This window comes from Streptomyces caatingaensis, assembly GCF_001187435.1.
In the GTDB taxonomy this organism is placed as follows: Bacteria; Actinomycetota; Actinomycetes; order Streptomycetales; family Streptomycetaceae; genus Streptomyces; species Streptomyces caatingaensis.
The window spans coordinates 13,045-37,378 of record NZ_LFXA01000001.1; the positions used below are offsets into that span (position 1 = coordinate 13,045).

Below are 24,334 nucleotides of genomic sequence, written 5' to 3' on the forward strand. Positions count from 1 at the left end.
CGGCGGGGTCAGCGGGTCACGGCCGAGAGGTCCTGACGGACCGTCGGGACGTCCACCAGGGAACGGTCGTCGGGCAGCGGCTGGATGGTGAACGCGGGCAGGCCGTCCTTGGGCAGGGCCAGCATGCGGGACGCGTGCACGGGCCCGCCGGACACCTTCTCCACGCTCACCGCCCAGACCCCCTTGCCCCCTTCGGGCTTCGGCGGCTCGACCGCCAGCGTGGTGCCGCCCTTGACGGTGTAGGTCTTCGACGCCGGCGTCCCGCCCTCGCTGCCCGCCGAGGCGACCACCTTGACCTGCGCGTCCTTCTCGGGGGCGGCGAGCGAGAGGGTCGTCCCCCGCGCGCGGGCGTCCGCGACGGTGCCGCGGGTGGCGACCGGGCGGACGGCCGGGACGAAGGCGGTCTCCTGTTTGTCGCCCTTGCCCCGGGTCACCCGCAGTCCCGCGGTGAACGGGACGCCGCCGTCGGACGTCAGCAGCAGCGACCCCGGTTCCCCCTTGGTGAGCGCGCCCAGGTCGGCCGAGGCGGTCATCCCGCTCTTGACGTGCAGCGTCTCGTGACCGGCCGGCCGGATGGAACCGCTCGGCCCGGCCAGCCGCAGCGACAGGTCGGCGTCGTCGGAGCCCGGCGCGAAGGCGACGAGCCGGACGGAGGTGGCGTCGGCGGGGATGCCCGGAAGCACCGCGCCCGTCCCGGCGTCGGAGGCCGGCAGCCAGTCGCCGCCGGCCTTCTCGTCGTTGGACTGCACCGCGGCGCCCACCCGCCCCGACCGGGCGGCCACGTGCAGCGTCAGATCTCCGTCCGTTCCGTCGGACGTCTCGGGCAGCGTGGCCAGCAGCACGGGCACGGTCGAGCGGGGCGGGACGGTGACGCCCTCGCCGGTGGGGGCGGCGACGCGGCCGTCCTCGCCGTAGAGCTCCAGGTCGACGACGGCGGCCGTGGTGGCGTCGGGGTTGGTCAGGTGGACGTAGTCCTGGCGGCCCTTGGCCGTGGCCACGCCCGGGAACCAGAAGGAGGTGTCCGGCGCCGTGCAGGTCAGCCCCTGGAGCCCGCGGCCGCTGCCGGCGGCGATCGTGGTGGTCTGCTGCACCGTCCAGCCGGGGGCCAGCGCCCCGTCCGCGGACCCGACCAGGGCGGGCGCGTCGGAGCGCCCGGTCGTGGCGGTCGCCGGCCGGCCCGGCGCCCTCAGGGACAGCACCGGCTTGCCGCCCGGCTTCTTCGCGTCGTCCTTCTTGCCGTCCGCCGCCGGCACCAGCTCCGCCGGCCTCGTCTCCCCCCGGCCGCCGCCCGGGGCGTACGCGGTGTACGTCGTCTCGCCGACCTCGCTGGAGGTGGGCGCCGGGCAGAGCGCGGAGGTGTGCTGGACGGGCATCCGGGCGGCGGTCCCGCGGGGCGCGCTCCCCCCGGCGTGCGACGGCCCGCCGACCACGGCGACGCCGGTGACGGCGGCGAGCGCCGCGGCCGTCGCGAAGAGGGAGAGGGTCGTGCGCTTCACTGCTGCTCGCTCCCGTCGCGGCGGGCCCCGTCGGCCCCGCCGTACGTCGTGTCGTAGGGCTGCGCGCCGTAGCCGTACGGGTCGTAGCCGCCGCCCGCGTAGGGATCCGCCGGGTACGTCCCGTCCTGTCCGGGGCCGGGCTGGTACGCCTGCTGCGCGTACCCGTGGTCGTAGCCGCCCTGCTGGTAGGGCTGTTGCTGCCCGTAGTACGCCTCCCAGCCCTCGGCGGCGGGCGCCTGGGCGTAGGGCTGCTGCGGTACGGCGGCGTAGGGGTCGGCCACCGGCTGCGCGTAGGCGTCCTCCGGCGCCGGGGCCGGCTCCGGTACGGCGGCGGGCGCGCCCCCCGCGGCCGCGCGCAGCCGGCGGGCCCGGCGGCCCTCCCCCGCGACGGCCTGCGCGGGCACGGCCGCGGCGGGCGCGCCGGCCTCGGGCAGGTCGTCGTCCACGTCGCGCCGGCGGCCCGGCAGGGCGAGGACGACGAGGACGACGCCGAGCAGCGCCTGCGTCCACACCCAGGCGGTGCGGGTGAGCGGCGTCTCGTACGAGAGCGTCAGCTTCCCGCCGTTCGCGGGGAGCCGGAAGCCCTGCGCCCAGCCGTCGACGGTGGTGCGGGGGAGCTCCTTGCCGTCGAGGGTGGCGTGCCAGCCGGGCGCCGCCCTGTCGGCGAGGCGCAGGACCCGGCCGCCGGGCCCGGCGGGCAGGGTGGCGCGGGCGCCGACGGGGCCGGAGGCCACCGGCACCGGGGCGGCGCCGTCGGCGACGACGGTGACGCGGGCGACCTGCCGGTCCACCCGCCACAGCGCGGTGCGGCCCTCCTGGCTGAGCCGGGTCAGGCCCGGCGTCGCGTCCAGCGCGGGGCCGAGCTCCTTGGCCGCGCCGTCGCGGACGAGGACGAAGCCGACGGCGTACCCGGCCAGCCGCGCCGCCTGGTCGGCCCCGGAGCCGGAGACGAGGTCGGCGACGACCGCGTCCAGCCGGCGGTCGCGCCCGCCGCCCAGGGCCTCGTCGCCCATGCGCACGCCGGCGCCGCGGACCAGGGCGTAGGTCAGGTCGCCGGACGTGCCGCCCAGGACGAGGGTGCGGGCCTGGTCGCGGGTGGTGGCGGCCTCGGCGACGAACGCCGGGACCTGCGCCGGGTCCCGCCGCTCCAGCGGGCCGCCCGCCCCGCCCGCCGCCCAGGCGACGGCGGTGACCAGCGGGCCCGCGGCGGCGGCGAGCGCGATCAGTCCGGCGACCGGCTGCCGCCAGCCGAAGCTGCGCGCGGCGACCCGCTCGCGGGCGCCCTCGGCGCCGACGACGGCCGCCGCGATCAGCGCGAGGCCCTGGACGAGGGTCGCGGGCCCGGCCCACGCCGAGCGGTTGGCGAGCGCCGCCGCCAGCATCCCGGCGAGGGCCACGGCCCAGGCGGTGAGGACGACGGGCCGCCGCTCGGCCCGCAGCAACGCGCCGAGCGCGGCGAGCAGGACGCCGGACAGCACCAGCCCGCCGAGGGTTCCCGGCCCGCCGGGGTCGCCCAGGAGCAGCCGCCACGCCGCGGCCGTGCCGCCGCCGTACGCCGTCCCGGCCTGGCCGAGAAAGCGGCCCGGGTGCGCGAACAGCCCGAACGACCAGGGCGCGAGCACCAGGACGGGGGTCAGCGCCACCGCGAGGAACGCCGGTCCGTGGGCCTTGAGCTGCCCGCCCCGGACGCGCAGCACCAGCACGCCCAGCCCCAGGACGACGGCGACCGGCCAGACCAGGGGCGTGAAGGCGGTGGTGACGGTGAGCAGGAGGGCGTACGCCCAGACCGCGCGCCAGGTGGGCCGGGCGCCCGCCGAGCGGAAGCCGCCGGCGGAGACGGCCGCGCGGGCCATGAGCGGCAGCAGGATCGCGAGCACCGCGGTGCCCAGCCGGCCCGTCGCGAGCGCCCCGGTGGCCGCCGGCAGGAAGGCGTAGGTGACGCTGCCCCAGGCCCGCAGCAGCCGGGAGCCGACCAGCGGCCGGGAGGCGAAGTAGGCGGTCAGCCCGGCCAGCGGGACGGAGCAGACGAGCAGCACGGTCAGCGTGAGGTGCACCGAGCCGAGCAGCAGCACCGACAGGCCCGCCAGGACGGCGAGATGGGGCGGGCCGCCGGCCGTGTCCCCGGTGCCGACGGGGTGCCAGCCGTCGGCGAAGCGCGACCACAGGCCGCCGATGCCGTCGGGCGCGGGCAGCAGGGCGCCGCCGGACAGCGCGCCGCCGCCGTAGAGCCCCCGGCAGGCGAGGGCGGAGACCACCAGCAGGAGCGCGAAGAGGACGGGTCCGGGCTTGCGGGCGAGCCGCTTGACCCGGGCGAACTGCTCGATCTCCAGGAAGTCCGCCTCGTCCCCGCCGGGCCCGGACTCGACCGCGCCGTGCCGCCCGGCCGACGACGCGGCCGGGTCCGACCGCCCGCCGAAGGCGGCCGTGAGCTGCTCGAAGGCGGCGCGCAGGCTCGCCCCGGGCGGCGGGAAGAGGGGACGCAGCTCCTTGGCGGGGACGGTCCGGGCCCCGGCCCGGCGCCTGCGGGCGGCGAGGACGCGGCCCGGCCGCAGCAGGACGGAGCCGAGGCCGGTGAGTTCGTCGAGGGCCGGGCCGGGGGCCTTGCCGACGAGGTAGCCGAGGACCCTCAGCAGCGTGCCGAGGACGATGCGGAACAGGACGTACGGCAGGGCGGCGCCATGGGTGTTGGCGAGCAGCGTGTGGACGGCGCCGGCCTTGTCCACGCGGTGCGGCGAGAGCGGCTTGCGGCCCGCGCAGTCCACCGGGCGGCGCTCGCGGGAGGCGGCCTCGGCGTGCCGGAGCACGGCGTCGGGGGCCACGAGGACGCGGTGGCCGGCGGCGTGGGCGCGCCAGCAGAAGTCGACGTCGTCGCGCATCAGGGGCAGCCGCGCGTCGAAGCCGCCCAGCGCCTCCCACACGTCGCGGCGCACCAGCATGCCGGCGCTGGAGACGGAGAGGACGGGGCGCACCTGGTCGTGCTGGCCCTGGTCCTGCTCGCGGCGGTCGAGTCCGGTCCAGCGGCGGCCGCCGCGGGCGATGGCGGCGCCGACCTCCAGCAGCTGCCGGCGGTCGTACCAGCTGCGCAGCTTGGGTCCGACGACGGCGGCGTCCTCGGCGTCGGCGACGCGCAGCAGCTCGTGCAGGGCGGCCGGTTCGGGCGCGCAGTCGTCGTGCAGCAGCCACAGCCACTGGACCGGGTCGCCGGTGGCGCCCCGGGCGTCGAGGTCCGAAGGGTCCTCGCGCCAGGTGCGGCTGACGGGATCCCAGCCGCTGGAGCCGGCGAGGTAGGGCAGGTCGTCGGCGGTGGGCGCGGAGGTGGCGCGCACCGCCTCCTCGACGGCGGTGCCGAAGCCGGCGCGACGGGCGAGGCGCAGGACGCGGTCGTCGCCGAGGGCGTCGGCGAGCAGCCGGGCGGAGTCGTCGTCGCTCCCGGTGTCGACGGCGACCGCCCGCTGGACGGGCCGGTCCTGGCCGAGCAGCCCGGTGAGCGCGTCGGGCAGCCAGCGGGCGCCGTCGTGGGCGACGAGGACGGCGGTGACGACGTGCCGGGGGAACGCCGGGGGGTGGGTGAGGTCGAACGCGGGGGTGCTGTGCGCGGACATCGGGGTACGGGCCCTCCGGCCGGTCGGACGGGAGGTGGTGCTCCCGGCGGACCGCGGTGCTGGACTGCGGTGGACGTGTGCGACCCCGGGTGGGGCGCCGGTGCGTCACGGACGGCACCCCAGACTAGTGGCTGGCAACACGGCGGTCCGCCTCCTGAGTGCGGGGCGCGGAGGCGGACCGGGCGGTACGAGCGGGTGGGGGGTTCGGTGCGGGCCGGACCTCGGGTCCTGCCCGGTTCACGCTCCCGGGTCACGGCGGACCGGTCGCGGCGCCCGGGGGGCGGCGTCGGTCCCGTCCCGGACGGGAGTCGGTGCGGGGTCGTGCGGGGTGGTGCGGAAGCGGTGCGGGGTGGTCGCGCAGCCGGTGCGGGCGGCTGACGCTGCCTCAGTCGCCTGGGAAGGCGGCCTTCTTGGGACCGCGCTTCGTCAGACCGCGGCCTTCTTCAGGCGGCGGCGCTCGCGCTCGGACAACCCGCCCCAGATGCCGAAGCGTTCGTCGTTGGCGAGAGCGTATTCGAGGCACTCGGAGCGGACTTCACAGGCGAGGCAGACCTTCTTCGCCTCGCGCGTGGAACCGCCCTTCTCGGGGAAGAAGGACTCGGGATCGGTCTGGGCGCAGAGCGCGCGCTCCTGCCAGCCGAGCTCCTCGTCCGCCTCCTCGACCAGCAGTTGCTGAAACAGCTCGGTCATGTGCGCCCCTCGTCTGTCATTGCGTCCCCGTGATGCTGCCGTGATCAGTACGGCAGAACGACACGAGTGAAATTACAAGTGCGCCGATCCGGGCCAGTCAAGCCGAGATCTGCTATTGGGCCCCTTATTCACTCTGCGGAACCAAGGCCGAGCGGAAAGTTGCCAAATCGCCACAAGAGTGGACACATCTCCCGCCCGCCACAAGCGTCCCGAGAGTCCCTCGCCATGAAGTACGGACGCCGTCCGCGGAGATCCAGTTGCACCGCGGGGGACGGAGGATGTTTGAGGGCCAGGATGCCGGGCGATTGTCCGGCGACGCGCCGACACAAACACTTCGCCGGACTCCGTTACCGGATGAGGTGAAAGATTGGCATCAAAACGGACATCCGGTTGACACCGAGCGGGTCACCCCGGTCTCCTTGTCAGCATGCTCGCGACCTCACCCGCCCCGTCCGGCCTGACCCGTGCCTACGGGTCGCGCTGTGCCGCGCAGGCGCGCTGTCGCTGTTCCAGCTGTTGACGCCCCAGAGCTCCGGCTGACACCTCTCCTTTCTCCGCCCTCCTCCGCCCTGCCCTCCTCCGGGCCGGGCCGGTCCGTGGCACCGCCTTCCCGCCCGCTCCCCGCCTGCGCGCACCGAGGAACACGACTTCCATGAACAGCGACGTCCAGATCGCCGGCGACCCGCTCGCCCTCCCCCACCTCATGCCTCCCCCGCCCGCCCACCCCGCCACGGTCGCCGAGTTCGCCGGCCTCTCCCGCGCCGTCGCCGCCGACCGCGCCGCCTGGTCCCGCCTCGTCCGCTACGACGCCACCAGCCGCTGGTACCGCCGGCTGCGCACCGGTCCCGGCTACGAGGTGTGGCTGCTGAGCTGGGTGCCCGGCCAGGGCAGCGGGCTGCACGACCACGGCCGCTCCTCCGGGGTGCTCACCGTCCTGCACGGCGAGCTCACGGAGACGCACCGGACGCCCGGGAAGGCGGTCCGGCGCCGCCTCGCCGCCGGGGACCAGCGGGTCTTCGCCCCCGGTCACGTCCACGAGGTCGTCAACGACTCCCTGGAGCCGGCCGTCAGTCTCCACGTCTACTTCCCCGGCCTGACCGAGATGCCGTTCCACGACCGGCACACCGGGGGCGCCCTGCACAACTCCCCGGCGCCCGCCCGCCAGTACGCGCCCCGGGACTGACACACTGGCGCTCATGCGCATTGTGGTTCTGGCCGGCGGGATCGGGGGCGCCCGCTTCCTCCGCGGCCTCAAGTCAGCAGTCCCCGACGCGGACATCACGGTCATCGGGAACACCGGCGACGACATCCACCTCTTCGGGCTCAAGGTCTGCCCCGACCTCGACACCGTGATGTACACGCTCGGCGGCGGCATCCACGAGGAGCAGGGCTGGGGGCGGGCCGGTGAAACCTTCGCCGTCAAGGAGGAGTTGGCGGCCTACGGCGTCGGGCCCGAGTGGTTCGGGCTCGGCGACCGCGACTTCGCCACCCACATCGTCCGCACCCAGATGATCTCCGCCGGCTATCCGCTCAGCGCGGTCACCGAGGCGCTGTGCGACCGCTGGAAGCCCGGCGTGCGGCTGCTGCCCATGAGCGACGACCGCGTCGAGACGCACGTCCTGATCGACGACCCGGAGGGCGAGGGCGGCCGCCGCGCCGTCCACTTCCAGGAGTACTGGGTGCGGCTGCGCGCCCGGGTGCCGGCCCGCGCCATCGTCCCGGTCGGTGCCGAGCAGGCCAAGCCCGCGCCCGGTGTGCTGGAGGCGATCGCCGCCGCGGACGTGATCCTCTTCCCGCCGTCCAACCCGGTCGTCAGCGTCGGCACCATCCTCGCCGTGCCCGGCGTCCGCGAGGCCGTCGCGGGGGCGGCGGCGCCGGTCGTCGGCCTCTCCCCGATCGTCGGGGACGCGCCGGTGCGCGGCATGGCCGACAAGGTCCTGGCCGCCGTGGGCGTGGAGTCCACCGCCGGGGCGGTCGCCCGGCACTACGGTGCCGACCTGCTGGACGGCTGGCTGGTGGACACCGTGGACGCGGAACAGACCGCCGGCGTGACGGCGGCGGGCATACGCTGCCGCGCCGTCCCCCTGATGATGACGGACACCGAGGCGACGGCGCGGATGGCCGCGGAGGCGCTCGCCCTGGCCGAGGAGGTACGCGCATGACGGAGACCCCTTCCTACCGCGTCTGGGCCCTGCCCGGCATCCCCGAGGTCCGCCCCGGCGACGACCTCGTCAAACTCGTCGCCGCCGCGGCCACCGCCGAGGGCACGCCCGGCCTGGCCGACGGCGACGTGCTGGTCGTCACCTCGAAGATCGTCAGCAAGGCGGAGGGGCGCGTCGTCGAGGCGGCGGACCGCGAGGCCGCGATCGACGCCGAGACGGTGCGGGTGGTGGCCCGGCGCGGCCCGCTGCGCATCGTCGAGAACCGGCTCGGCCTCGTCATGGCCGCGGCCGGCGTCGACGCCTCCAACACCCCTTCCGGCACGGTGCTGTTGCTGCCCGAGGACCCCGACGCCTCCGCCCGCGCGCTGCGCGCCGGGCTCCGCGCGGCGCTCGGCGTGGACGTCGGTGTCGTCGTCACCGACACCGCCGGGCGCCCCTGGCGCAGCGGGCTGACGGACATGGCGATCGGCGCGGCCGGCGTCCGCGTCCTCGACGACCTGCGCGGCGGGACGGACGCCCACGGCAACCCCCTGAACGCGACGGTCGTCGCGACCGCCGACGAACTCGCCGCCGCCGGCGACCTGGTGAAGGGCAAGGCGGGCGGGCTGCCGGTGGCGGTGGTGCGCGGGCTGCCGCACGTGGTGGACGGGACGGCGGACGAGGGCGCGCGGACGCTGGTGCGGGACGCCGCGTCCGACATGTTCCGGCTGGGGACGTCGGAGGCGGTGCGCGAGGCGTTGTCCCTGCGGCGCACGGTGCGGGAGTTCACGGACGATCCCGTGGACCCGGGCGCGGTGCGGCGCGCGGTCGCGGCCGCGCTGACCGCGCCCGCGCCGCACCACACCACGCCGTGGCGCTTCGTCCTGCTGGAGTCCGCGGAGTCCCGGACCCGGCTGCTGGACGCGATGCGCGACGCCTGGGTCGCGGACCTGCGCCGGGACGGGCGCTCCGAGGAGAGCGTCGCGCGCCGCGTCCGCCGCGGGGACGTCCTGCGCAACGCGCCCTACCTGGCCGTGCCGTGCCTGGTCATGGACGGCTCCCACGACTACCCCGACGCGCGGCGCTCCACGGCGGAGCGGGAGATGTTCGTGGTGGCGACGGGGGCCGGGGTGCAGAACTTCCTCGTGGCGCTGGCGGGGGAGCGGCTGGGGTCGGCGTGGGTATCGTCGACGATGTTCTGCCGGGACGTCGTGCGGGACGTTCTCTCGCTCCCCGCCGACTGGGACCCCATGGGCGCCGTCGCCATCGGACGCCCCGCGGCCCCCCCGCGCGACCGCGCCCCGCGCAGCGCGGAGGCCTTCATCGAGGTGCGCTGACCTTCCCGGCCCGGCCCTTTCCCCCCGGGCGGGGGCCGCGCCCGCCGCCTTCCTTTCGGTGCGGCTTCGCCGCCTTGTCCTCGGGGGCGCAACGGCGCGAGAGAGGACAGCAAGCGGCGGGAGGCAGCCCGAGGCAGCCGGGGCGCGTAGCCCGAGTGCGGGTCGGGGGGCGGAGCCCGGGCGGAGTGCAGGGGCGCAGCCCCGCTCGCCGTGCGCAGCGCGGCCCGGGCCGCAGCCCACTCCGCCCGGGCGCCACACGCTCCCCGCCCATGCGAGCCAGGGGACGGAGCCCAGCGGGGTGCAGGGGCGCAGCCCCCTCGCCGGGTCCGAGGACGGCCCGGCGCGGAGCGCGCTCCCGGGTGTGCCGCGCCCCCGCGGGGTGGCGCAGGGGGGAGCCCCTGCGGAAACGGGTTAGGGCGGGGCTGGGGCCGAACCCCCTACCACCCACGGATGTCGTTGACGGAGAAGCGCGGCGCCCGCCGCGGCTGCCCCCTGCTCATCAGCAGGATCAGCCGGCACGCCCGGTGCCGCTGCCCCGCGTAGGGGGCGAGCAGCGACAGCATCCCCGCGTCGTCCACACCGCGCACACCCGACAGCGCCCACCCCACCGTCTTCGGCAGGTGCAGGTCCCCGACCGTGACCGCGTCCGCCGCGCCGTGGCTGCGCTGGACCGTCTCGGCCGCCGTCCAGGGGCCGATGCCGGGCACGGCGCGGAGCAGGGACGCGGCGCGCGCGGGGTCCAGGGAGGAGGCGGACTCCAGGCGGGACGCCACCCGCGCCGCCCGCACGATCGTCGCCGACCGCTTGCCGTCGACCCCCGCGCGGTGCCACTCCCAGGAGGGGATCATGGCCCAGCCCCGGGCGTCGGGCATGACCCGCATGCGCGGCATCCCGGCCGGGCCCGGCGCGGGCTCGCCGTGCCGCCACAGCAGCAGGCGCCACGCCCGGTACGCCTCGTCGCTGGTGACCTTCTGTTCCAGGACGGCGGGCACCAGCGACTCCAGGACCAGGCCGGTGCGGGCCAGCCGCAGGCCGGGGTGGCGCCGGTGCGCCTCGTGGAGCAGCCGGTGCCGGGGGACGAACGCGGCGGGCTCGTCGTCCGCGCCCAGCAGCGCGGGCAGGTGGTCGAGGAGCCAGTCGCCGCCGGGGCCCCACGCCTCCGCGCACACCCGCCCGTCCCGCGCCGCGATCCGCACCGTGCCGGGACCGAGCGGGGTGCGGCTGGCGCGCCAGACGGCCCCGTCCCCGGCGACCCGGTACGCGGGGTCGCCGGGGCCGCGCGCCAGGACGCCGAGGGTGCGCCCCAGGTCGTAGGGGCCCGGCGGGGCCCAGGTGCGGGTGGCCATCCGGCCAGCGTAACTCCGGCGGCCGACGGCCCTGCTCGCCCCTGCTCGCCCCTACTCGTCGGACGAGAAGCGCACCGCCGCCGCCGGGATCTCCGCCCCGCACCACACCCGGGCCCCGGCCCGCAGCTCGTTGTCCGCGCCGACGACCGCCCCGTCGCCGACCACCACGCCGTCCAGCACGGTGCGCGCCCCGACGCGCGCCCCCGCGCCCACCAGCGAGTCGCGGATCCGCGCGCCCGGCTCGACGACGGCCCCGTCGAGGACGGTGCTGCCGTCGATCCGCGCGCCGGCCCCCACCCGGGCGCCCGCGCCGATGACGGTGCCGCCCATGAGCTTGGCGTCGGCGGCGACCTCGGCGGAGTCGAGGACGAGGCGCTCGCCGCGGCGGCCGGGCACGGCCGGCGAGGGGGCGCGCCCCAGGACCAGGTCGGCCGAGCCGCGGACGAACGCCTGCGGGGTGCCGAGGTCGAGCCAGTAGGTGGAGTCGACCATGCCGTGCAGGTGCGCCCCGTCGGCCAGCAGCCCGGGGAAGGTCTCGCGCTCGACCGAGACCGGCCGGCCGGCCGGGATGGTGTCGATGACGGACCGGTTGAAGACGTAGGCGCCCGCGTTGATCTGGTCGGTGACGATCTCCTCGGGGGTCTGCGGCTTCTCCAGGAAGGCGGTGACCCGCCCGTCCGGGTCGGTGGGCACGAGCCCGTACGCCCGGGGGTCCTCGACCCGGGTCAGGTGCAGCGACACGTCCGCGCCCGCCGCGCCGTGGGCGGAGATCAGCGCCCGGATGTCGAGGCCGGTGAGGATGTCGCCGTTGAAGATCAGGACGGGGTCGTCGGGGCCGGAGCGCAGCCGGTGGGCGACGTTGCGGATGGCGCCGCCGGTGCCGAGCGGCTCGATCTCCGTGACGTACTCCAGCTCCAGGCCCAGCGCGGACCCGTCGCCGAAGTACGGCTCGAACACCTCCGCCAGGTAGGACGTGGCGAGCACGATGTGCTCGATCCCCGCCGCCCGGGCCCGGGCCAGCTGGTGGGTGAGGAAGGGAACCCCGGCCGCCGGAACCATGGGCTTGGGGGTGTTCACCGTGAGCGGGCGCAGCCTGGTCCCCTTGCCGCCGACCAGGAGGATCGCTTCGCGCGACGGGGGCGGCTGGTGCGGTTCAGTCAACGGTTCGTCTCTGCTTCCTGGTGGGGCCGGGCCGTGAACGGCGGCCAGTGTATGCAGAACGTACGGTTCCGGCCGCGCCCGGTCAGCGTCGGCGCGTCAGCGGCCCTGGGCGCGGGCCGCCTTCGTGCGGACGGTGCCGAGCTTGCCGTAGAGCTTGTCGCCGGGGCACTCGGTGGAGTAGCCGTCCCGGTGGCCGGAGATGACCTTGAGTTTGACCTTCGCCCCCTTTTTGAAGAGGTTCCCGCCGGCGGAGACCAGGGTGGCGGTGCCGCGCGGGTTGGCGTTGTAGAGGCCGAGCTTCCATGCGGTGAGGGCGGCGATGGCGTTCACCGCGGCGGTGGGCGGGTTGGTCTTGCCGAACGTGCCGAGGACGGCGATGCCCATGCTGTTGGTGTTGAAACCGAGCGTGTGGGCGCCCTTGACGGGCTTGGCCACGCCGCCCGCCCGGCCCTCGTAGACCGTTCCGCACTTGTCGACGAGGAAGTTGTAGCCGATGTCGCGCCAGCCGCTGCTGACGACGTGATAGCGGTAGATACCGCGGATGACGGAGGCCGACTGCGAGCAGGTGTAGGTGTTGCCGGAGGCCGTGTGGTGGATGAAGGCGGCCTTCACCTTCTTGGTATAGACGAATCCCCGTTCGCGGAGCGACTCGTCCGCGCCCCAGCCCGCCCGGGTCACGATGCGCGGCCGGGGCCCGGCGTATCCGGCGTAGGCGCCGTTGTCGCCGTCCTCGTCCGCCTCGGCGTCGTCGTCGAAGACGTTCTCGTCGCTCCGCTGCGGGCCGTCGGACGGGCGGTCGGGACGGTCGGGGCGCTCGGGACGGTCCGGGCCGTACGGGCGGTCCGGCCGGTCGTGGCCGTAAGGCCGGTCGGGCCGGTCGGGGCGGTCGTGACCGTAGGGACGATCCGGACGGTCGTGGCCATAGGGACCGTCGTGGGTGTAGGGCCTATCGGGGCGGTCATGGGTGTACGGACGCCCGGGACGATCCGGGCGGTAGGGCCGGTCGGGGCGGTCGGGGTCCGTGGCGGCGGAGGTCCCGGCGGGTCCGTCGCCGGCCTTCCCCTCCCCCCGCGCGCCCTCGTCCTCCGCACCCGGCCGGTCCCGGTCGCGATCCCGGTCCCGGTCGCGGTCCCGCCCGCCGCTGCCGCCGCCGTTGGTGCCGGGAAGGGCACCCGGCAGGGCTCCGCCGTGCGCCGCGCCGGCCGCATCCGCCGAACTGGCGCGGCTCGCCGTGGCCCCGGCGTCGACCGCCGTGATGGCCTCGACCTCCCCCGCGCTCGGGCGCTTGCCGGAGGCGGGGATCTCGGTGGCGCCCAGCGGGGCCAGCGGGGCGTTGACCGCGGAGCTGTTGCGCTCCTCGTCGTCGGGGGACGGCATGGCCCGGGTCCGGGGCCGCCGCGCCGGGTCGGCGCCCGGATCGACGAGCTCGATGCGCATGCCCTTGGGGAGCACGGCGGCGGCCGGCTTGCGCCCGCCGGGGGCGGCGGGACGCACCCGTACCTCGACGGCGTCGGAGGCACCCACCCACAGCGGGGCGGTCGAGCCGCGGCGTCCGGCGCGGGCCTCGGAGGTGTCGAGGTCGGGCCGGTCGTGGTCCTGGGCCTGGACGTCCTGCCAGCCGGACCAGGCGCCGGTGTTCATGTTGCGGGTACGGACCTGGGCGCGGCCGCGCAGTTCGGCGCCCGCGTTGTCCCAGACGATGCCGACGAGGGAGAAGGGCTTGACCTTCTGGGCCCGCAGCCCCTGCGCGGGGGCGGCCTCGGGGGTCCGGGCGGCGCCGGTCTGGACGGTGTCCGCCGGCAGGGGCACCAGGGGCAGCGAGTACGTCGCACCCGGCAGGTCGGGCAGGGCCGGCGCGGCCGGCCGGGCGGCGGGTGCGGGGGCCCGTACGCCCGGGGCGGGCGCGCCGGGAACGACGGCACCGGAGGCGGCGAGGGAGGGCAGCACCAGGGTGGCGGCGCAGGCGGTGACGGCCGAGGTGACGAGGATTCCACGCATAACAAGATCCTGGGCATATCGGTACATATCTGTCCATTCGTAAGATGACACCCCGTCGGCCGGGGCCGCCCGCCGGGCGCGTCCGTCCGACTGACCGTCACCGGCCCCGCGGCGTACCCTGGCCGCGATGAACGCCACCGACCGCACCCCCGCCGACCTGCTGCGTTCCGCCCTCGCCGCGGACCCGGCCCGCCCCTTCGTGACCTTCTACGACGACGCCACGGGCGAGCGCGTGGAACTGTCCGTGGCCACCTTCGCCAATTGGGTGGCCAAGACCGCCAACCTGCTCCAGGACGACCTCGCCGCGGCCCCCGGCGACCGCCTCGCACTCCTGCTGCCCGCCCACTGGCAGACCGCCGTCTGGCTGCTGGCCTGCTCGTCCGTCGGCGTCGTCGCCGAGGTGGACGGCGACCCGGCCACAGCCGACCTGGTGGTCGCCGGCCCCGACCGCCTGGAGGAGGCGCGCGCCTGCTCCGGGGAGCGCGTCGCCCTCGCCCTGCGCCCCCTGGGCGGCCGCTTCCCCGAGCCGCCGCGGGGCTTCGCCGACTACGCCGTCGAGGTGCCGAGCCAGGGCGACCGCTTCGCCCCGTACGTCCCGGTGGACCCCACGGCCCCGGCGCTGGCCGTCGGCGGGCTGGAGCTGACGGGCGCCCAGCTCGTGGAGCGGGCGCGCGCGGACGCCGCCGGGCGCGGGCTCGGCCCGGGCTCCCGGCTGCTGTCCGGGCTGCCGTACACCACCTGGGACGGACTGTCCGCCGGCCTGTTCGCCCCGCTGGCCTCGGGCGCCTCGGTGGTGCTGTGCCGAAACGCCGACCGGCTGTCCGCCGAGGACCTCGCCGCACGGCAGGAGAGCGAGCGCGTCACCGTGACGGCCCTCTGACGCTGCCGGACCGCCGCACCGGGGCGATGATCGACGGGTACGCACCGCCGGAACCGCCCCGGAGGGAGGTCGCGCAGCCGTGGTCCACTCCTCCCGCAAGGCCACCGCGCGCCGCGGGCGCCGCTGGCTGCGCGGGACCGCCCTGGCCCTGGCGGTGCTCGTGCTGGCCGCCGGAGTCACCACCTGGGTGCTGTACGAACGCCTCAACGGGAACATCACCACGGACACCCGCACGGCGGAGGAGCTGCGGCGGTACGAGCGCGAGCGCCCCTCGGCGCTCGTCGCCGGCGCCCAGAACATCCTGATCATCGGCTCCGACAACCGCGGCGGCGGCAACGGCGCGTACGGCGCCGACAGCGGCACCCAGCGCTCGGACACCACGATCCTGCTGCACCTGGCCGCCGACCGCAGAAGCGCGACGGCCGTCAGCATGCCGCGCGACCTCATGGCACAGATCCCCCGGTGCCGCAGACCCGACGGCTCCTTCACCAACGAACGCTTCGCCCAGTTCAACTGGGCCTTCCAGTTCGCCGGCGCGGCCTGCACCATCCGCACCGTCGAGAACATCACGCACATCCGGATCGACCACCACATCATCGTGGACTTCTCCGGCTTCAAACGGCTCGTGGACGCCGTCGACGGCGTCGAGGTCTGCCTCCGCAGGCCGGTCGACGACCGCGAGGCCCGCCTGCGGCTGCCCGCGGGCCGTCAGATCCTGCACGGCGAACAGGCCCTGGGCTTCGTCCGGGCCCGCTACGGCATCGGCGACGGCAGCGACACCGAACGGATGGGGCGTCAGCAGGAGTTCCTCGGCGCCCTCTTCCAGGAGATGCACAGCGACGGCGTCCTGCTCAACCCCACCCGCCTCTACCCGGTGCTCGACGCGGCCACCAAGTCCCTGACCACCGACGCCGGACTGGGCTCGCTGCGCAAGATGTACGACCTGGTGCGCACCGTGCGCACCATCCCCACCGAGCGCGTGCAGTTCCTGACGGTGCCCCGGCGCCCGTACCCGTACAACGCGGAACGCGACGAGCTGGTGCAGCCGGACGCGGACCGGCTCTTCGAGCTGCTGCGCCACGACCGGCCGGTGTCCCTGACCGCGCGCATCCGCCCGGCGGACGGCAAGGCGGGACCGGACGACCCGTACGAACTCTACGAACCGTACGAACCGGACAGCGCCGAGACCCCGTTGGCACCGGACACCTCGTACGCCTCTCCCGCCCCGTACACCTCCACCACCCCGGCACCGTCCGCCCCTCCCTCCCCCACCGCTCCCCCCACCTACGAGGGCACCACCGCCGCCCGTGGCATCTGCGGCTGATCACCGCGGGGGTACGATCGGATTTTTCGTTCCGTCATTCCCGGGTGGGCAGTGTGGAGAAGAGATGGGACGGATTGCCCGGTTGTAAGGGAAGTGCGATTTGTCACCGGCGTCGCGCCCCGCTGAACTGGGCGGATAGTGTGAGCGGTCCGGTGCGCACGGCCGGGTGACCGCGCACTGCAAGACGACATGACCGAGCGCCTCGGGATACAGGCGCCGCGTGGCACCGACGGAGGATTCGAGCGACCGTGGACGCGCAAGGCCGTGGGCAGGCGGACGGCATCGACCCCGCCGACCAGTGGGTCTTCGACCCCAAGACCGGCAGCTACGAGCTGCGCCTGGATCCCCCCTCCGGCTCCCCGGGGCATCCCTCCCCCGATTCCGGCCGGTCCAATCCCGCCTCCGGCACTTCCCCGGCACGCAAGGTGCCCGCCCCCGCGAAGCCGGCGCCGTCCCGCGGCAAGGGCAAGTCCCTGCCCGAGCAGCGCGGTGGCGGACGGCGCGGCGCCAGGGCGGCGGCCGCCGCGGCCACGACGGGCCGGCGCAAACCCAAGCCCAGGAAGAGCGCCAAGAAGAAGGTCCTGCTGTGGACCGGCGGCACGCTCGCCTTCCTGCTCGTGGGCGGCTCGGTCACCGCGTACCTGATCTACGACCACTTCAACAACAACATCGACAAGGTCGATGTGGGCGTGTCCAACGAGGCGGTGCCGGACGGGCCGGTCAACATCCTGGTCATCGGCACGGACAAGCGCTCCGGCAAGGGCAACACCGGCTACGGCGACAACGGCAGCGTCGGCCACGCCGACACCACCCTGCTCTTCCACGTCTCCGAGGACCGCACCAACGCCACGGTGATCTCCATCCCGCGCGACATGATCACCGACATCCCGCAGTGCACCGCGAAGAAGGACGGCACGACCAAGACCATCCCCGGCTCGAAGGGCGTCCGCTTCAACGAGAGCCTGGGGCAGGAGGACCGCGACCCGGGCTGCACCTGGCGGACCGTCGAGCAGATCACCGGGCTGAAGGTCAGCCACTTCATGATGGCCGACTTCAACGCGGTCAAGGAGATGTCCTCCGCGGTCGGCGGCGTCGAGGTGTGCCTGGGCAAGGACATCAACGACAAGGACTCGCACCTGAAGCTGCCCAAGGGCCGCCACCGGGTCGAGGGCGAGCAGGCGTTGGCGTTCGTCCGCACCCGGCACTCCGTCGGCTTCGGCGGCGACCTCAGCCGGATCCAGCTCCAGCAGCAGTTCCTCAGCTCGATGATCCGGGAGATGAAGTCCTCGGACACGCTGTCCGACCCGGGGAAGCTCTACCACCTGGCCGACGCGGCGACCAAGTCGCTCACCGTCGACACCGGCATAGGATCCATCTCCAAACTGACCGCGCTGGCCAAGGAGCTCAGCAAGGTCAACCTGAAGAACATCACCTTCACCACCCTCCCCGTCCTCGACAACCCGGCCGACGGCAAGGTCCACAAGACCGTCATCCTCGACAAGGCGAAGGCCGATCCGCTGCTCGCGATGGTCCGCGACGACGTCTCCCTCACGGAGGTCAAGCGCAAGGAGCAGGAGGCGAAGGACAAGGAGAAGGCGGCCAAGAAGGAGCAGGACGCCAAGCAGGCCGCGCTGCTCAAGGGCCCCAAGGCCGAGCCGTCCAAGGTGCGCGTGAAGGTCCTCAACGGCAGCGGCAAGATCGGCGCCGCCCAGGAGACCGTCACCTGGATGCAGAACTCCCAGGCCATCGCCCACAGCAGCAACGGCGGCAACGCCCCCGGCGGCGGGAAGTCCGCCAAGACCACGCTGGAATTCGCCCCCAACCAGGCCGACCAGGCGCGCCGGATCGCCGAGGCCATGGGCCTGCCCGCCGACGCGCTCAAGCAGACCGGCACGGACACGGCCCCGCTCGCGGAGATGACGCTCGTCCTCGGCGCCGACTTCAAGGGGGCGGGCGTTCCCGTCACCCCGCCGAAGGCCCCGAAGAAGGCCCCCGAGGGCATTCAGAAAATCGAGGCCGACGACAAGAACATCTGCGCGAAGTGAATCCGGCGAACGTCCTTGCGCATCTCACTACCTGGTAACAGAGTCACCAGGTACGAAGCATCTGCCCATCGGGCCGGACGCACCACTCAGGGGAGGGCCCATTGGGGATCGGCAACGCGCGGGGGGACGAGAAGACGGAGACGACGACCGAGGACAAGCGCGACGCCGCCACCGAGGAGCGGGCGCCCCGCCCGAAGCGCCGCCGCGGCGTGCGAATAGCCCGCTGGACCGCCCTCTGCCTGGCGGTCCTGGTGCTCGCGGCGTCCGCGACCGGCTGGTTCTACTACCGGCACCTCAACCACAACATCCGCAAGAGCAACCTCAACCTCGGTGACAAACAGCTCGACCGCAGCGTCCCCAACGCTGCCGGCCAACGCCCCCTCAACATCCTGCTGCTGGGCTCCGACAGCCGCAGCGGCAAGGAGAACCAGGACCTCGGCGGCGCCCGCGAGGACGCCGACCGCCCCGCGCTCGCCGACGTCCAGATGCTCGTCCACGTCTCCGCCGACCGCAGCAACATGTCGGTCGTCAGCGTCCCCCGCGACACCCGGGTCACCATCCCCAAGTGCACCGACCCCGCCGACGGCAAGGTCTACAAGGAGACCAGCAGCCAGATCATCAACACCAGCCTCCAGAACGGCGGTCCGGGCTGCACGGTCGCCACCTGGGAGGAGCTCACCGGCATCCCCGTCGACCACTTCATGATGATCGACTTCGCCGGGGTGGTGAGCATGGCCGACGCGGTGGGCGGCGTCCCGGTCTGCGTCAAGGACAACATCCGCGACACCAAGTCCGGCCTGGAGCTCACCAAGGGCAGCCACACCATCAAGGGCGAACAGGCCCTGCAGTGGCTGCGCACCCGGCACGGCTTCGAGGACGGCAGCGACATCGGCCGCACGCACGCCCAGCACCTCTACATGAACGCGATGGTCCGCCAGCTCAAGAGCGGCACCAAGCTCAGCGACCCCGGCCAGCTCACCGACCTCGCCGAGTCGGCCACCAAGGCGCTCACCGTCGACAAGGACCTCGGCTCGGTCAAGAAGCTCTACGACCTCGCCAACGACATCAAGCGCGTCCCGTCCGGCCGGATCACCATGACCACCATGCCCTGGGTGCAGGACCCCCAGGACCCGGACGCCCATGTGATCCCCAAGCCCGGCGACGCCGACAAGCTCTTCTCGCTCATCCGCAACGACATCGCGCTCGACGGCAAGGACAAGAAGAAGCCCGAGAAGCCGGCCCCCTCGAACTCCCCGACCGCCAGGAGCGACGTCGCCGTCACCGTCTTCAACGGCACCGGCACGGCCGTCCTGCCGCCGGTCGGCGCCCGCGGCTCCGACATCGCCGCCCACCTGGTCAAGCAGGGCTTCACCAAGGCGACTTCGGACTCCAGCCCCCGCATGCAGGCCGACACCACCATCACGTACCCGAAACCGGCCCAGCGGGCGGACGCCCTGGCCGTCGCCAAGGCCATCGGCCTGCCGGAGGACGCCGTACGGCTGACGCCGGAGGCGACGGGCGTCACGCTGGTGATCGGCGGCGACTGGCGCGAGGGCACGTCCTACCCGAAGGCACCGGGCGCGGCGGAGAAGGCTGGCGCCAAGGGCGACGGCGACAAGGCCGACGGCAAGGACAAGAAGAAGGACAAGAAGGAAGAGAAGCCGGAGGACAACAAGGCCCCGGAGAGCTCCAACCCCCTCAACGGCGACGACAAGTCGGCCTGCATGGAGGTCAATCCGCTCAACAGGTTCTGAACGGAGCGGGCCGCCCCCCGCGTCGGGGGACGGCCCGTCGCCTCACGCCCTGACCGCGGGCCGGCGGCTGGCGATGACCCGCTTCGCCAGCGAGCGCGGGCTGGTCAGGAAGCCGAAGCCCCACGACATGTGCATCGTCGCCAGCGCCACGGGGATCTGCGCCCGCGCCCTCAGCGGCAGCCCCCGGCCCGCCGGCACCGACCCGGCGACGATCGCCGCCAGGTAGCCGCCCGGCACCACCAGCGCCCAGGGCGTCACCGCCGCACCCACGACCAGGCCCGCCGCGATGGCGACCACCGCCGTCGGCGGGGCCAGGTAGCGCAGATTGATCGACCCCTTGTGGAAACGGGCCACGACGTGCCGCCAACGGCCGTAGTCCTTGTACTGCTTGGCGAGCGCCCGCACGCTCGGCCGCGGCCGGTACGAGACCTTCAGCTCCGGCGAGAACCAGATCAGCCCGCCCGCCTCACGGATGCGGAAGTTGAGCTCCCAGTCCTGTGCCCGGATGAACTCCTCGTTGTAGCCGCCCTGCTGCTCCAGCGCCTGCCGCCGGAAGACGCCGAGATAGACGGTCTCGGCCGGACCCGCCTCGCCGCCCGTGTGGAACGCCGCGTTCCCCACCCCGATCCTCGAGGTCATCGCGGCGGCGACGGCGTGCTCCCAGTCGTTCTCGCCCTCGGCGTGCATGATGCCGCCGACGTTCTGCGCGCCCGTCTCGTCCAGCAGCCGCACGGCCGTCTTGATGTAGTCGGGCGACAGCATCCCGTGACCGTCCACCCGCACCACGACCGGATGGCGCGACGCCTTGATCGCGGCGTTCAGCGCGGCGGGGGTGCGGCCCGTGGGGTTCGGCACCGTGTGCACGCGGGGGTCCTCGCGGACGAGCTCGGCGGCGATCTCGTCCGTACGGTCCGTGGACGGGCCGAGGGCGATCACCACCTCGAGCTCACCGGCGTAGTCCTGCTCCAGGATGTGCCGCACGGCGGTGCGCAGATGGCGCTCCTCGTTGAGCACCGGCATGATCACGGAAACGGCGGGCGGCTGCTGCTCTGGCATGGTTCCTCGGGGGTACGGGGGTCGGAGTGCACCCCGTGGCGGTCTGCGGGATCGTCGGCCACGTTACCGCGAACGGGGGACGGCCGGCCGCGCCGCCCGGGTGGCGGGCCCCGGGCCGACGGCGCGGTGACGCGGACCGCTGATCGTATGGGCTTACGGTGACGGATCCCCGCCCTCCACCGGCAGCGGAGGTCCCCGTGTCCGTACCGCCCCGCCCCCGAGCCCGTCACGGCGCCCCGCACCGGCCCCGCTGGGGACTGCGCCTCGCCGCCGGGGTGGCCGTCCTGGTGCTGGCGGTCAGCGGCGCGGGCCACACGGTGGTGCACGGGATCGAACGGCGCCTCGCCCGCACCGACCCCTTCGCCGGGCTGCGCGACCGGCCCCGGCCCGGCCTCGGCACCAACCTCCTCGTCGTCGGCACCGACGGCCGCGACGTGATCACCGAGGAGGAGCGCGTCCGCTACCGGCTGGGCGGGGCGCCCTGCCACTGCACCGACACCGTGATGCTGGTGCACCTCTCCGAGGCGCGCGACCGGGTGACCGTGGTCGGCCTCCCGCGCGACTCCTACGCGATGCTCCCCGAGCACAAGGACGCCTCGGGCGTCCGCCGCCCCGCCCATCCGCAGAAGCTCAACGCCGCCTACGCGGAGGGCGGCCCCCGGCTGACCGTGCGCACCGTCGAGCAGCTCACCGGCGTGCACGTCGACCACTACCTGGAGATCGACTTCACCGCCTTCATGCGGACCGTGGACCTCCTCGGCGGGGTGCGGGTCTGCACGGAACGGCCCCTGCGGGACGCCTGGAGCGGGCTCGACCTGCCGGCCGGCCCCAGCACGCTCGACGGCGGGCGGGCCCTGCAGTACGTCCGCTCCCGGCACCTGGGCTCCGGCTCCGACCTGGAGCGGATGGAACGGCAGCAGCGGTTCCTCGCCGCGCTGCTGGAACGGGCGGGAAGCGGGGCGCTGCTCGATCCGGCACTCCTCCACGAGGTGCTCGTGACCGCCCTCGGCTCCGTCCGCGCCGACCGGGGCCTGGACGGCGAGCGGCTGGTCGAGCTGGGCGGCGCGGTGCGGCACCTGACGCCCGCCACGGCCGAGTTCGTCTCCGTGCCGGTCTCCGTGGCCGACTACCCCGTCCCGGGCGTCGGCTCGACCGTGCGCTGGGACGGGCCCGGGGCCGAGCGGATCTTCCGCGCCCTGCGCACGGACCGGCCGCTGGCCCCCCGCTCCGCCCGCTCCTCCCACGACGGGAAGGCGGGCGCGCCGCAGCCGCCGCGCTTCGTCGAGGTGCCGCCGGGCCGGATCCGCGTCCAGGTGCTGGACGGCAGCGGGCGGCGGAGGCTCGGGGGGACGGCGGACGCCGCGCTCCGGGCCACGGGCTTCGCGACGACGGGCGTGCCCGTCGCGGCCCCCTCCCCCGCCCCGCGCACGGAGATCGCCTTCGATCCGCGCTGGGACCGGTCGGCGCGGTCGCTGGCGGCGGCGGTGCCGGGGGCCGTGCTGCGGCCGGCCCCCGGGCAGGGGCCGCTGATGCGGGTGACGCTGGGGGCGGACTTCGCCGGGGTCCGTGCCGTACGGGCCGTGCGGCCGTCGCCCCCGGCGGGGGACCGCCCGGCGGTGCTCACGGGGGACCGGGCGGTCTGCCCTCCGGCGTCCGGGCCCCTCGGCGGTCAGTCGTCGTAGCCCTCGGCCGCCCGGTTCTGCCGCAGCTCCATGATCGCCCGCCGCCGCGCCAGCCGGTGCGTGCGCCGGATCTGCGCCTCCTGGTAGCGCCGCCGGTCACGGTCCGTCTCCGGGATCACCGGAGGCACGGGCCGCGGCTTCCCTTCCTCGTCGACGGCGGCGAAGACGAGATAGGCGCTCCCCACCTGCGTCGCGGGCCGCGACTCGTTCCACCGCTCGGCGAGCACCCGCACCCCGATCTCCATCGAGGACCGGCCGGTCCAGTTCACCTGGGCCTTGACGTGGACGAGGTCCCCGACGCGGACGGGCTCCAGGAAGGCCATCTCGTCCATGGAGGCCGTCACGGCGGGCCCGCCGGAGTGCCGGCCGGCGACCGCCCCGGCCACGTCGTCCACCAGTTTCATGATCACGCCACCGTGCACGGTGCCCAGCAGATTGGTCTCGTTGCTGGTCATGATGTGGGACAGCGTGGTGCGGGACGCCGAGGTCGGCTTGCCGGGTATCCCGGCCCCACCGGACTCGGCGGTCCGGTCGTGAGTGGTCATGCGTCCCACTGTATGCGGGCGGCGGGACGCGGGCCGCATCTGCATCAGGTCTGCAACAGCCCTGCTCCGGTCTCGTACCACCCCGCGGGGCACCTCGCGCGGGCGGGCACACTTGCCCTCATGAACCAGTGGCCCGAAGCGCGGAACAACGACCCCCGGAACCCGTACGGGAGCCCCGGCGCTCCCATACGTCCCCAGGGCTCCCCCGCCCCGCCCCCGCGCGACGGCTACAGCACGGGCCAGGTCTACGGCCGCGGCGGCGCCGTCCCCCCGCGCACGGGAGGCCGGCGCCCCAACTGGCGCAGGCGCATCACCATAGGTCTGCTCGCCTTCGTCGCGGTGCTGCTCGTCGTCTCCGTGAGCACCTACTTCTGGGCGGACTCGAAGCTGCGGCGCGAGGTGGACCTCGGCAAGGTCGCGGACCGGCCGCCGGCCGGCGAGGGCACCAACTACCTGATCGTGGGCTCCGACAGCCGCGAGGGCCTGTCCGACGAGGACAAGAAGGAGCTGCACACCGGCTCCGCCGACGGCAAGCGCACCGACTCGATGATGATCCTGCACACGGGCGACAACGGCACCACGATGCTGAGCCTGCCCCGTGACTCCTACGTCACCATCCCCGCCTTCACCGGCGCGAAGTCCGGCAAGCGGTACCCCGCCTCGACGCACAAGCTCAACCAGGCGTACGCGGACGGCGGTGCCGAACTGCTCGTCCGCACCGTCGAGTTCAACACCGGGCTGCGCATCGACCACTACGCGGAGATCGGCTTCGGCGGCTTCCGCAGCCTGGTCGACTCGCTCGGCGGCGTGGACATGTGCATCGACAAGCCGATCAAGGACCGTGACTCCGGCGCCGACTTCAAGGCCGGCTGCCAGACGCTGGACGGCAAGCAGTCGCTGGCGTTCGTCCGCCAGCGCCACCAGGAGGCGGACCAGGACCTGGGCCGGATGCGCAACCAGCAGAAGTTCCTCAACACCCTGGCCAAGCAGGCCGCTTCGCCGTCCACGATCCTCAACCCGTTCCGGCTCTACCCGGTGATCGGCTCCGGCCTCGACACGCTCATCGTCGACAAGGACATGGAGCTGTGGGACCTGACCTCGATGTTCTGGGCGATGAAGGGCGTCACGGGCGGCGACGGCCGGCAGCTGACGGTGCCGGTCGGGACCGCCAACCTGCCGACGCGGGGCGACGGCGTCGCGGTCAAGTGGGACCCGGTGAAGTCCAAGCAGCTCTTCGCGCAGCTGAAGAACGACGAGAAGGTGACCGTCCAGTAGCA

At 74.6% G+C, this 24,334-nt stretch carries 17 protein-coding genes; 9 read left to right on the top strand and 8 right to left on the bottom strand.

Going from position 1 to position 24,334, the window contains the following annotated elements:
- Positions 1-8: 8 nt before the first annotated feature.
- The 3 genes from AC230_RS00060 to AC230_RS00070 form a co-directional block, all read right to left on the bottom strand.
- Entirely contained in the window at positions 9-1,496 is a 1,488-nt protein-coding gene (locus tag AC230_RS00060) for a DUF5719 family protein (protein WP_049713839.1), read from the bottom strand.
- Positions 1,493-5,098 carry a glycosyltransferase family 2 protein gene (locus AC230_RS00065; RefSeq protein WP_049713840.1) on the bottom strand — a complete coding sequence of 1,202 codons (3,606 nt, stop codon included), beginning with the start codon at positions 5,096-5,098 and terminating at the stop codon, positions 1,493-1,495. Before AC230_RS00065 ends, AC230_RS00060 begins: the two co-directional genes overlap by 4 nt.
- Positions 5,099-5,524: 426 nt before the next feature.
- Positions 5,525-5,788, bottom strand: coding sequence for a WhiB family transcriptional regulator (locus AC230_RS00070; RefSeq protein WP_004952403.1), 264 nt, complete (start codon positions 5,786-5,788; stop codon positions 5,525-5,527).
- A 652-nt stretch (positions 5,789-6,440) separates the two neighbouring features.
- On the opposite strand from AC230_RS00070, the gene AC230_RS00075 reads away from it, so the two are divergent.
- Genes AC230_RS00075 through AC230_RS00085 form a run of 3 tightly spaced genes read left to right on the top strand, consistent with a single transcriptional unit; the run spans position 6,441 to position 9,266 of the window.
- Complete coding sequence (locus tag AC230_RS00075) at positions 6,441-6,971, top strand: cysteine dioxygenase (protein ID WP_049713841.1); 531 nt, start codon at positions 6,441-6,443, stop codon at positions 6,969-6,971.
- A gap of 13 nt (positions 6,972-6,984) precedes the next feature.
- Complete coding sequence (gene cofD / locus AC230_RS00080; protein ID WP_049713842.1) at positions 6,985-7,950, top strand: 2-phospho-L-lactate transferase; 966 nt, start codon at positions 6,985-6,987, stop codon at positions 7,948-7,950.
- Positions 7,947-9,266 (top strand): coenzyme F420-0:L-glutamate ligase, encoded by a 1,320-nt coding sequence (locus AC230_RS00085; RefSeq protein ID WP_049713843.1) that lies wholly within the window; start codon positions 7,947-7,949, stop codon positions 9,264-9,266. Before cofD ends, AC230_RS00085 begins: the two co-directional genes overlap by 4 nt.
- A 437-nt stretch (positions 9,267-9,703) precedes the next feature.
- On the opposite strand, the gene AC230_RS00090 is transcribed toward AC230_RS00085, so the two are convergent.
- The 3 genes from AC230_RS00090 to AC230_RS33260 all read right to left on the bottom strand — a co-directional run bounded on the left by AC230_RS00090 (position 9,704) and on the right by AC230_RS33260 (position 13,771).
- Complete coding sequence (locus AC230_RS00090; RefSeq protein ID WP_049713844.1) at positions 9,704-10,612, bottom strand: DNA-3-methyladenine glycosylase family protein; 909 nt, start codon at positions 10,610-10,612, stop codon at positions 9,704-9,706.
- 51 nt (positions 10,613-10,663) lie between these two features.
- On the bottom strand, positions 10,664-11,773 hold the full coding sequence (gene manB, locus AC230_RS00095) for a mannose-1-phosphate guanylyltransferase (protein ID WP_049713845.1): 1,110 nt from the start codon (positions 11,771-11,773) through the stop codon (positions 10,664-10,666).
- Positions 11,774-11,869: 96 nt separating this feature from the next.
- A complete protein-coding gene (locus tag AC230_RS33260) occupies positions 11,870-13,771 on the bottom strand; it encodes an N-acetylmuramoyl-L-alanine amidase (protein ID WP_422125543.1) in 1,902 nt (633 codons plus the stop codon).
- Between the two features lie 127 nt (positions 13,772-13,898).
- Here AC230_RS33260 and AC230_RS00105 point away from each other — a divergent pair, with 127 nt between their 5' ends.
- From AC230_RS00105 to AC230_RS00120, 4 genes are all read left to right on the top strand, one after another.
- Positions 13,899-14,651 carry a TIGR03089 family protein gene (locus AC230_RS00105; RefSeq protein WP_049713846.1) on the top strand — a complete coding sequence of 251 codons (753 nt, stop codon included), beginning with the start codon at positions 13,899-13,901 and terminating at the stop codon, positions 14,649-14,651.
- A 79-nt stretch (positions 14,652-14,730) separates the two neighbouring features.
- Positions 14,731-15,975, top strand: a complete 1,245-nt coding sequence (locus AC230_RS00110; RefSeq protein WP_049713847.1) for an LCP family protein — start codon at positions 14,731-14,733, stop codon at positions 15,973-15,975.
- Positions 15,976-16,223: 248 nt separating this feature from the next.
- Positions 16,224-18,020 (top strand): LCP family protein, encoded by a 1,797-nt coding sequence (locus AC230_RS00115; RefSeq protein WP_049713848.1) that lies wholly within the window; start codon positions 16,224-16,226, stop codon positions 18,018-18,020.
- A gap of 101 nt (positions 18,021-18,121) precedes the next feature.
- Entirely contained in the window at positions 18,122-19,774 is a 1,653-nt protein-coding gene (locus AC230_RS00120; RefSeq protein WP_422125544.1) for an LCP family protein, read from the top strand.
- A gap of 42 nt (positions 19,775-19,816) precedes the next feature.
- Here the strand turns inward: AC230_RS00120 and AC230_RS00125 are convergent, their stop codons facing one another.
- Complete coding sequence (locus tag AC230_RS00125) at positions 19,817-20,830, bottom strand: glycosyltransferase family 2 protein (RefSeq protein WP_049713849.1); 1,014 nt, start codon at positions 20,828-20,830, stop codon at positions 19,817-19,819.
- Between the two features lie 197 nt (positions 20,831-21,027).
- Here AC230_RS00125 and AC230_RS00130 point away from each other — a divergent pair, with 197 nt between their 5' ends.
- Complete coding sequence (locus tag AC230_RS00130) at positions 21,028-22,512, top strand: LCP family protein (RefSeq protein WP_241833009.1); 1,485 nt, start codon at positions 21,028-21,030, stop codon at positions 22,510-22,512.
- Here AC230_RS00130 and AC230_RS00135 read toward each other — a convergent pair.
- The gene (locus AC230_RS00135; RefSeq protein ID WP_049713850.1) at positions 22,500-23,057 is read right to left on the bottom strand and encodes an acyl-CoA thioesterase; all 558 of its coding nucleotides are present in this window, start codon (positions 23,055-23,057) and stop codon (positions 22,500-22,502) included. The two genes, AC230_RS00130 and AC230_RS00135, sit on opposite strands and share 13 nt — an antisense overlap.
- 120 nt (positions 23,058-23,177) lie before the next feature.
- Here AC230_RS00135 and AC230_RS00140 point away from each other — a divergent pair, with 120 nt between their 5' ends.
- Complete coding sequence (locus AC230_RS00140; protein WP_049713851.1) at positions 23,178-24,332, top strand: LCP family glycopolymer transferase; 1,155 nt, start codon at positions 23,178-23,180, stop codon at positions 24,330-24,332.
- The last annotated feature ends 2 nt before the right edge of the window (positions 24,333-24,334 follow it).

What these genes read in the sequence shown, in the direction of transcription:
- AC230_RS33260 (WP_422125543.1), bottom strand. Translation starts at nt 13,771, where the DNA reads ATGCGTGGAATCCTCGTCACCTCGGCCGTCACCGCCTGCGCCGCCACC.
- AC230_RS00135 (WP_049713850.1), bottom strand. Translation starts at nt 23,057, where the DNA reads ATGACCACTCACGACCGGACCGCCGAGTCCGGTGGGGCCGGGATACCC.
- AC230_RS00085 (WP_049713843.1), top strand. Translation starts at nt 7,947, where the DNA reads ATGACGGAGACCCCTTCCTACCGCGTCTGGGCCCTGCCCGGCATCCCC.
- AC230_RS00075 (WP_049713841.1), top strand. Translation starts at nt 6,441, where the DNA reads ATGAACAGCGACGTCCAGATCGCCGGCGACCCGCTCGCCCTCCCCCAC.
- AC230_RS00125 (WP_049713849.1), bottom strand. Translation starts at nt 20,830, where the DNA reads ATGCCAGAGCAGCAGCCGCCCGCCGTTTCCGTGATCATGCCGGTGCTC.
- AC230_RS00065 (WP_049713840.1), bottom strand. Translation starts at nt 5,098, where the DNA reads ATGTCCGCGCACAGCACCCCCGCGTTCGACCTCACCCACCCCCCGGCG.
- AC230_RS00140 (WP_049713851.1), top strand. Translation starts at nt 23,178, where the DNA reads ATGAACCAGTGGCCCGAAGCGCGGAACAACGACCCCCGGAACCCGTAC.
- AC230_RS00090 (WP_049713844.1), bottom strand. Translation starts at nt 10,612, where the DNA reads ATGGCCACCCGCACCTGGGCCCCGCCGGGCCCCTACGACCTGGGGCGC.
- AC230_RS00105 (WP_049713846.1), top strand. Translation starts at nt 13,899, where the DNA reads ATGAACGCCACCGACCGCACCCCCGCCGACCTGCTGCGTTCCGCCCTC.
- cofD (WP_049713842.1), top strand. Translation starts at nt 6,985, where the DNA reads ATGCGCATTGTGGTTCTGGCCGGCGGGATCGGGGGCGCCCGCTTCCTC.
- AC230_RS00070 (WP_004952403.1), bottom strand. Translation starts at nt 5,788, where the DNA reads ATGACCGAGCTGTTTCAGCAACTGCTGGTCGAGGAGGCGGACGAGGAG.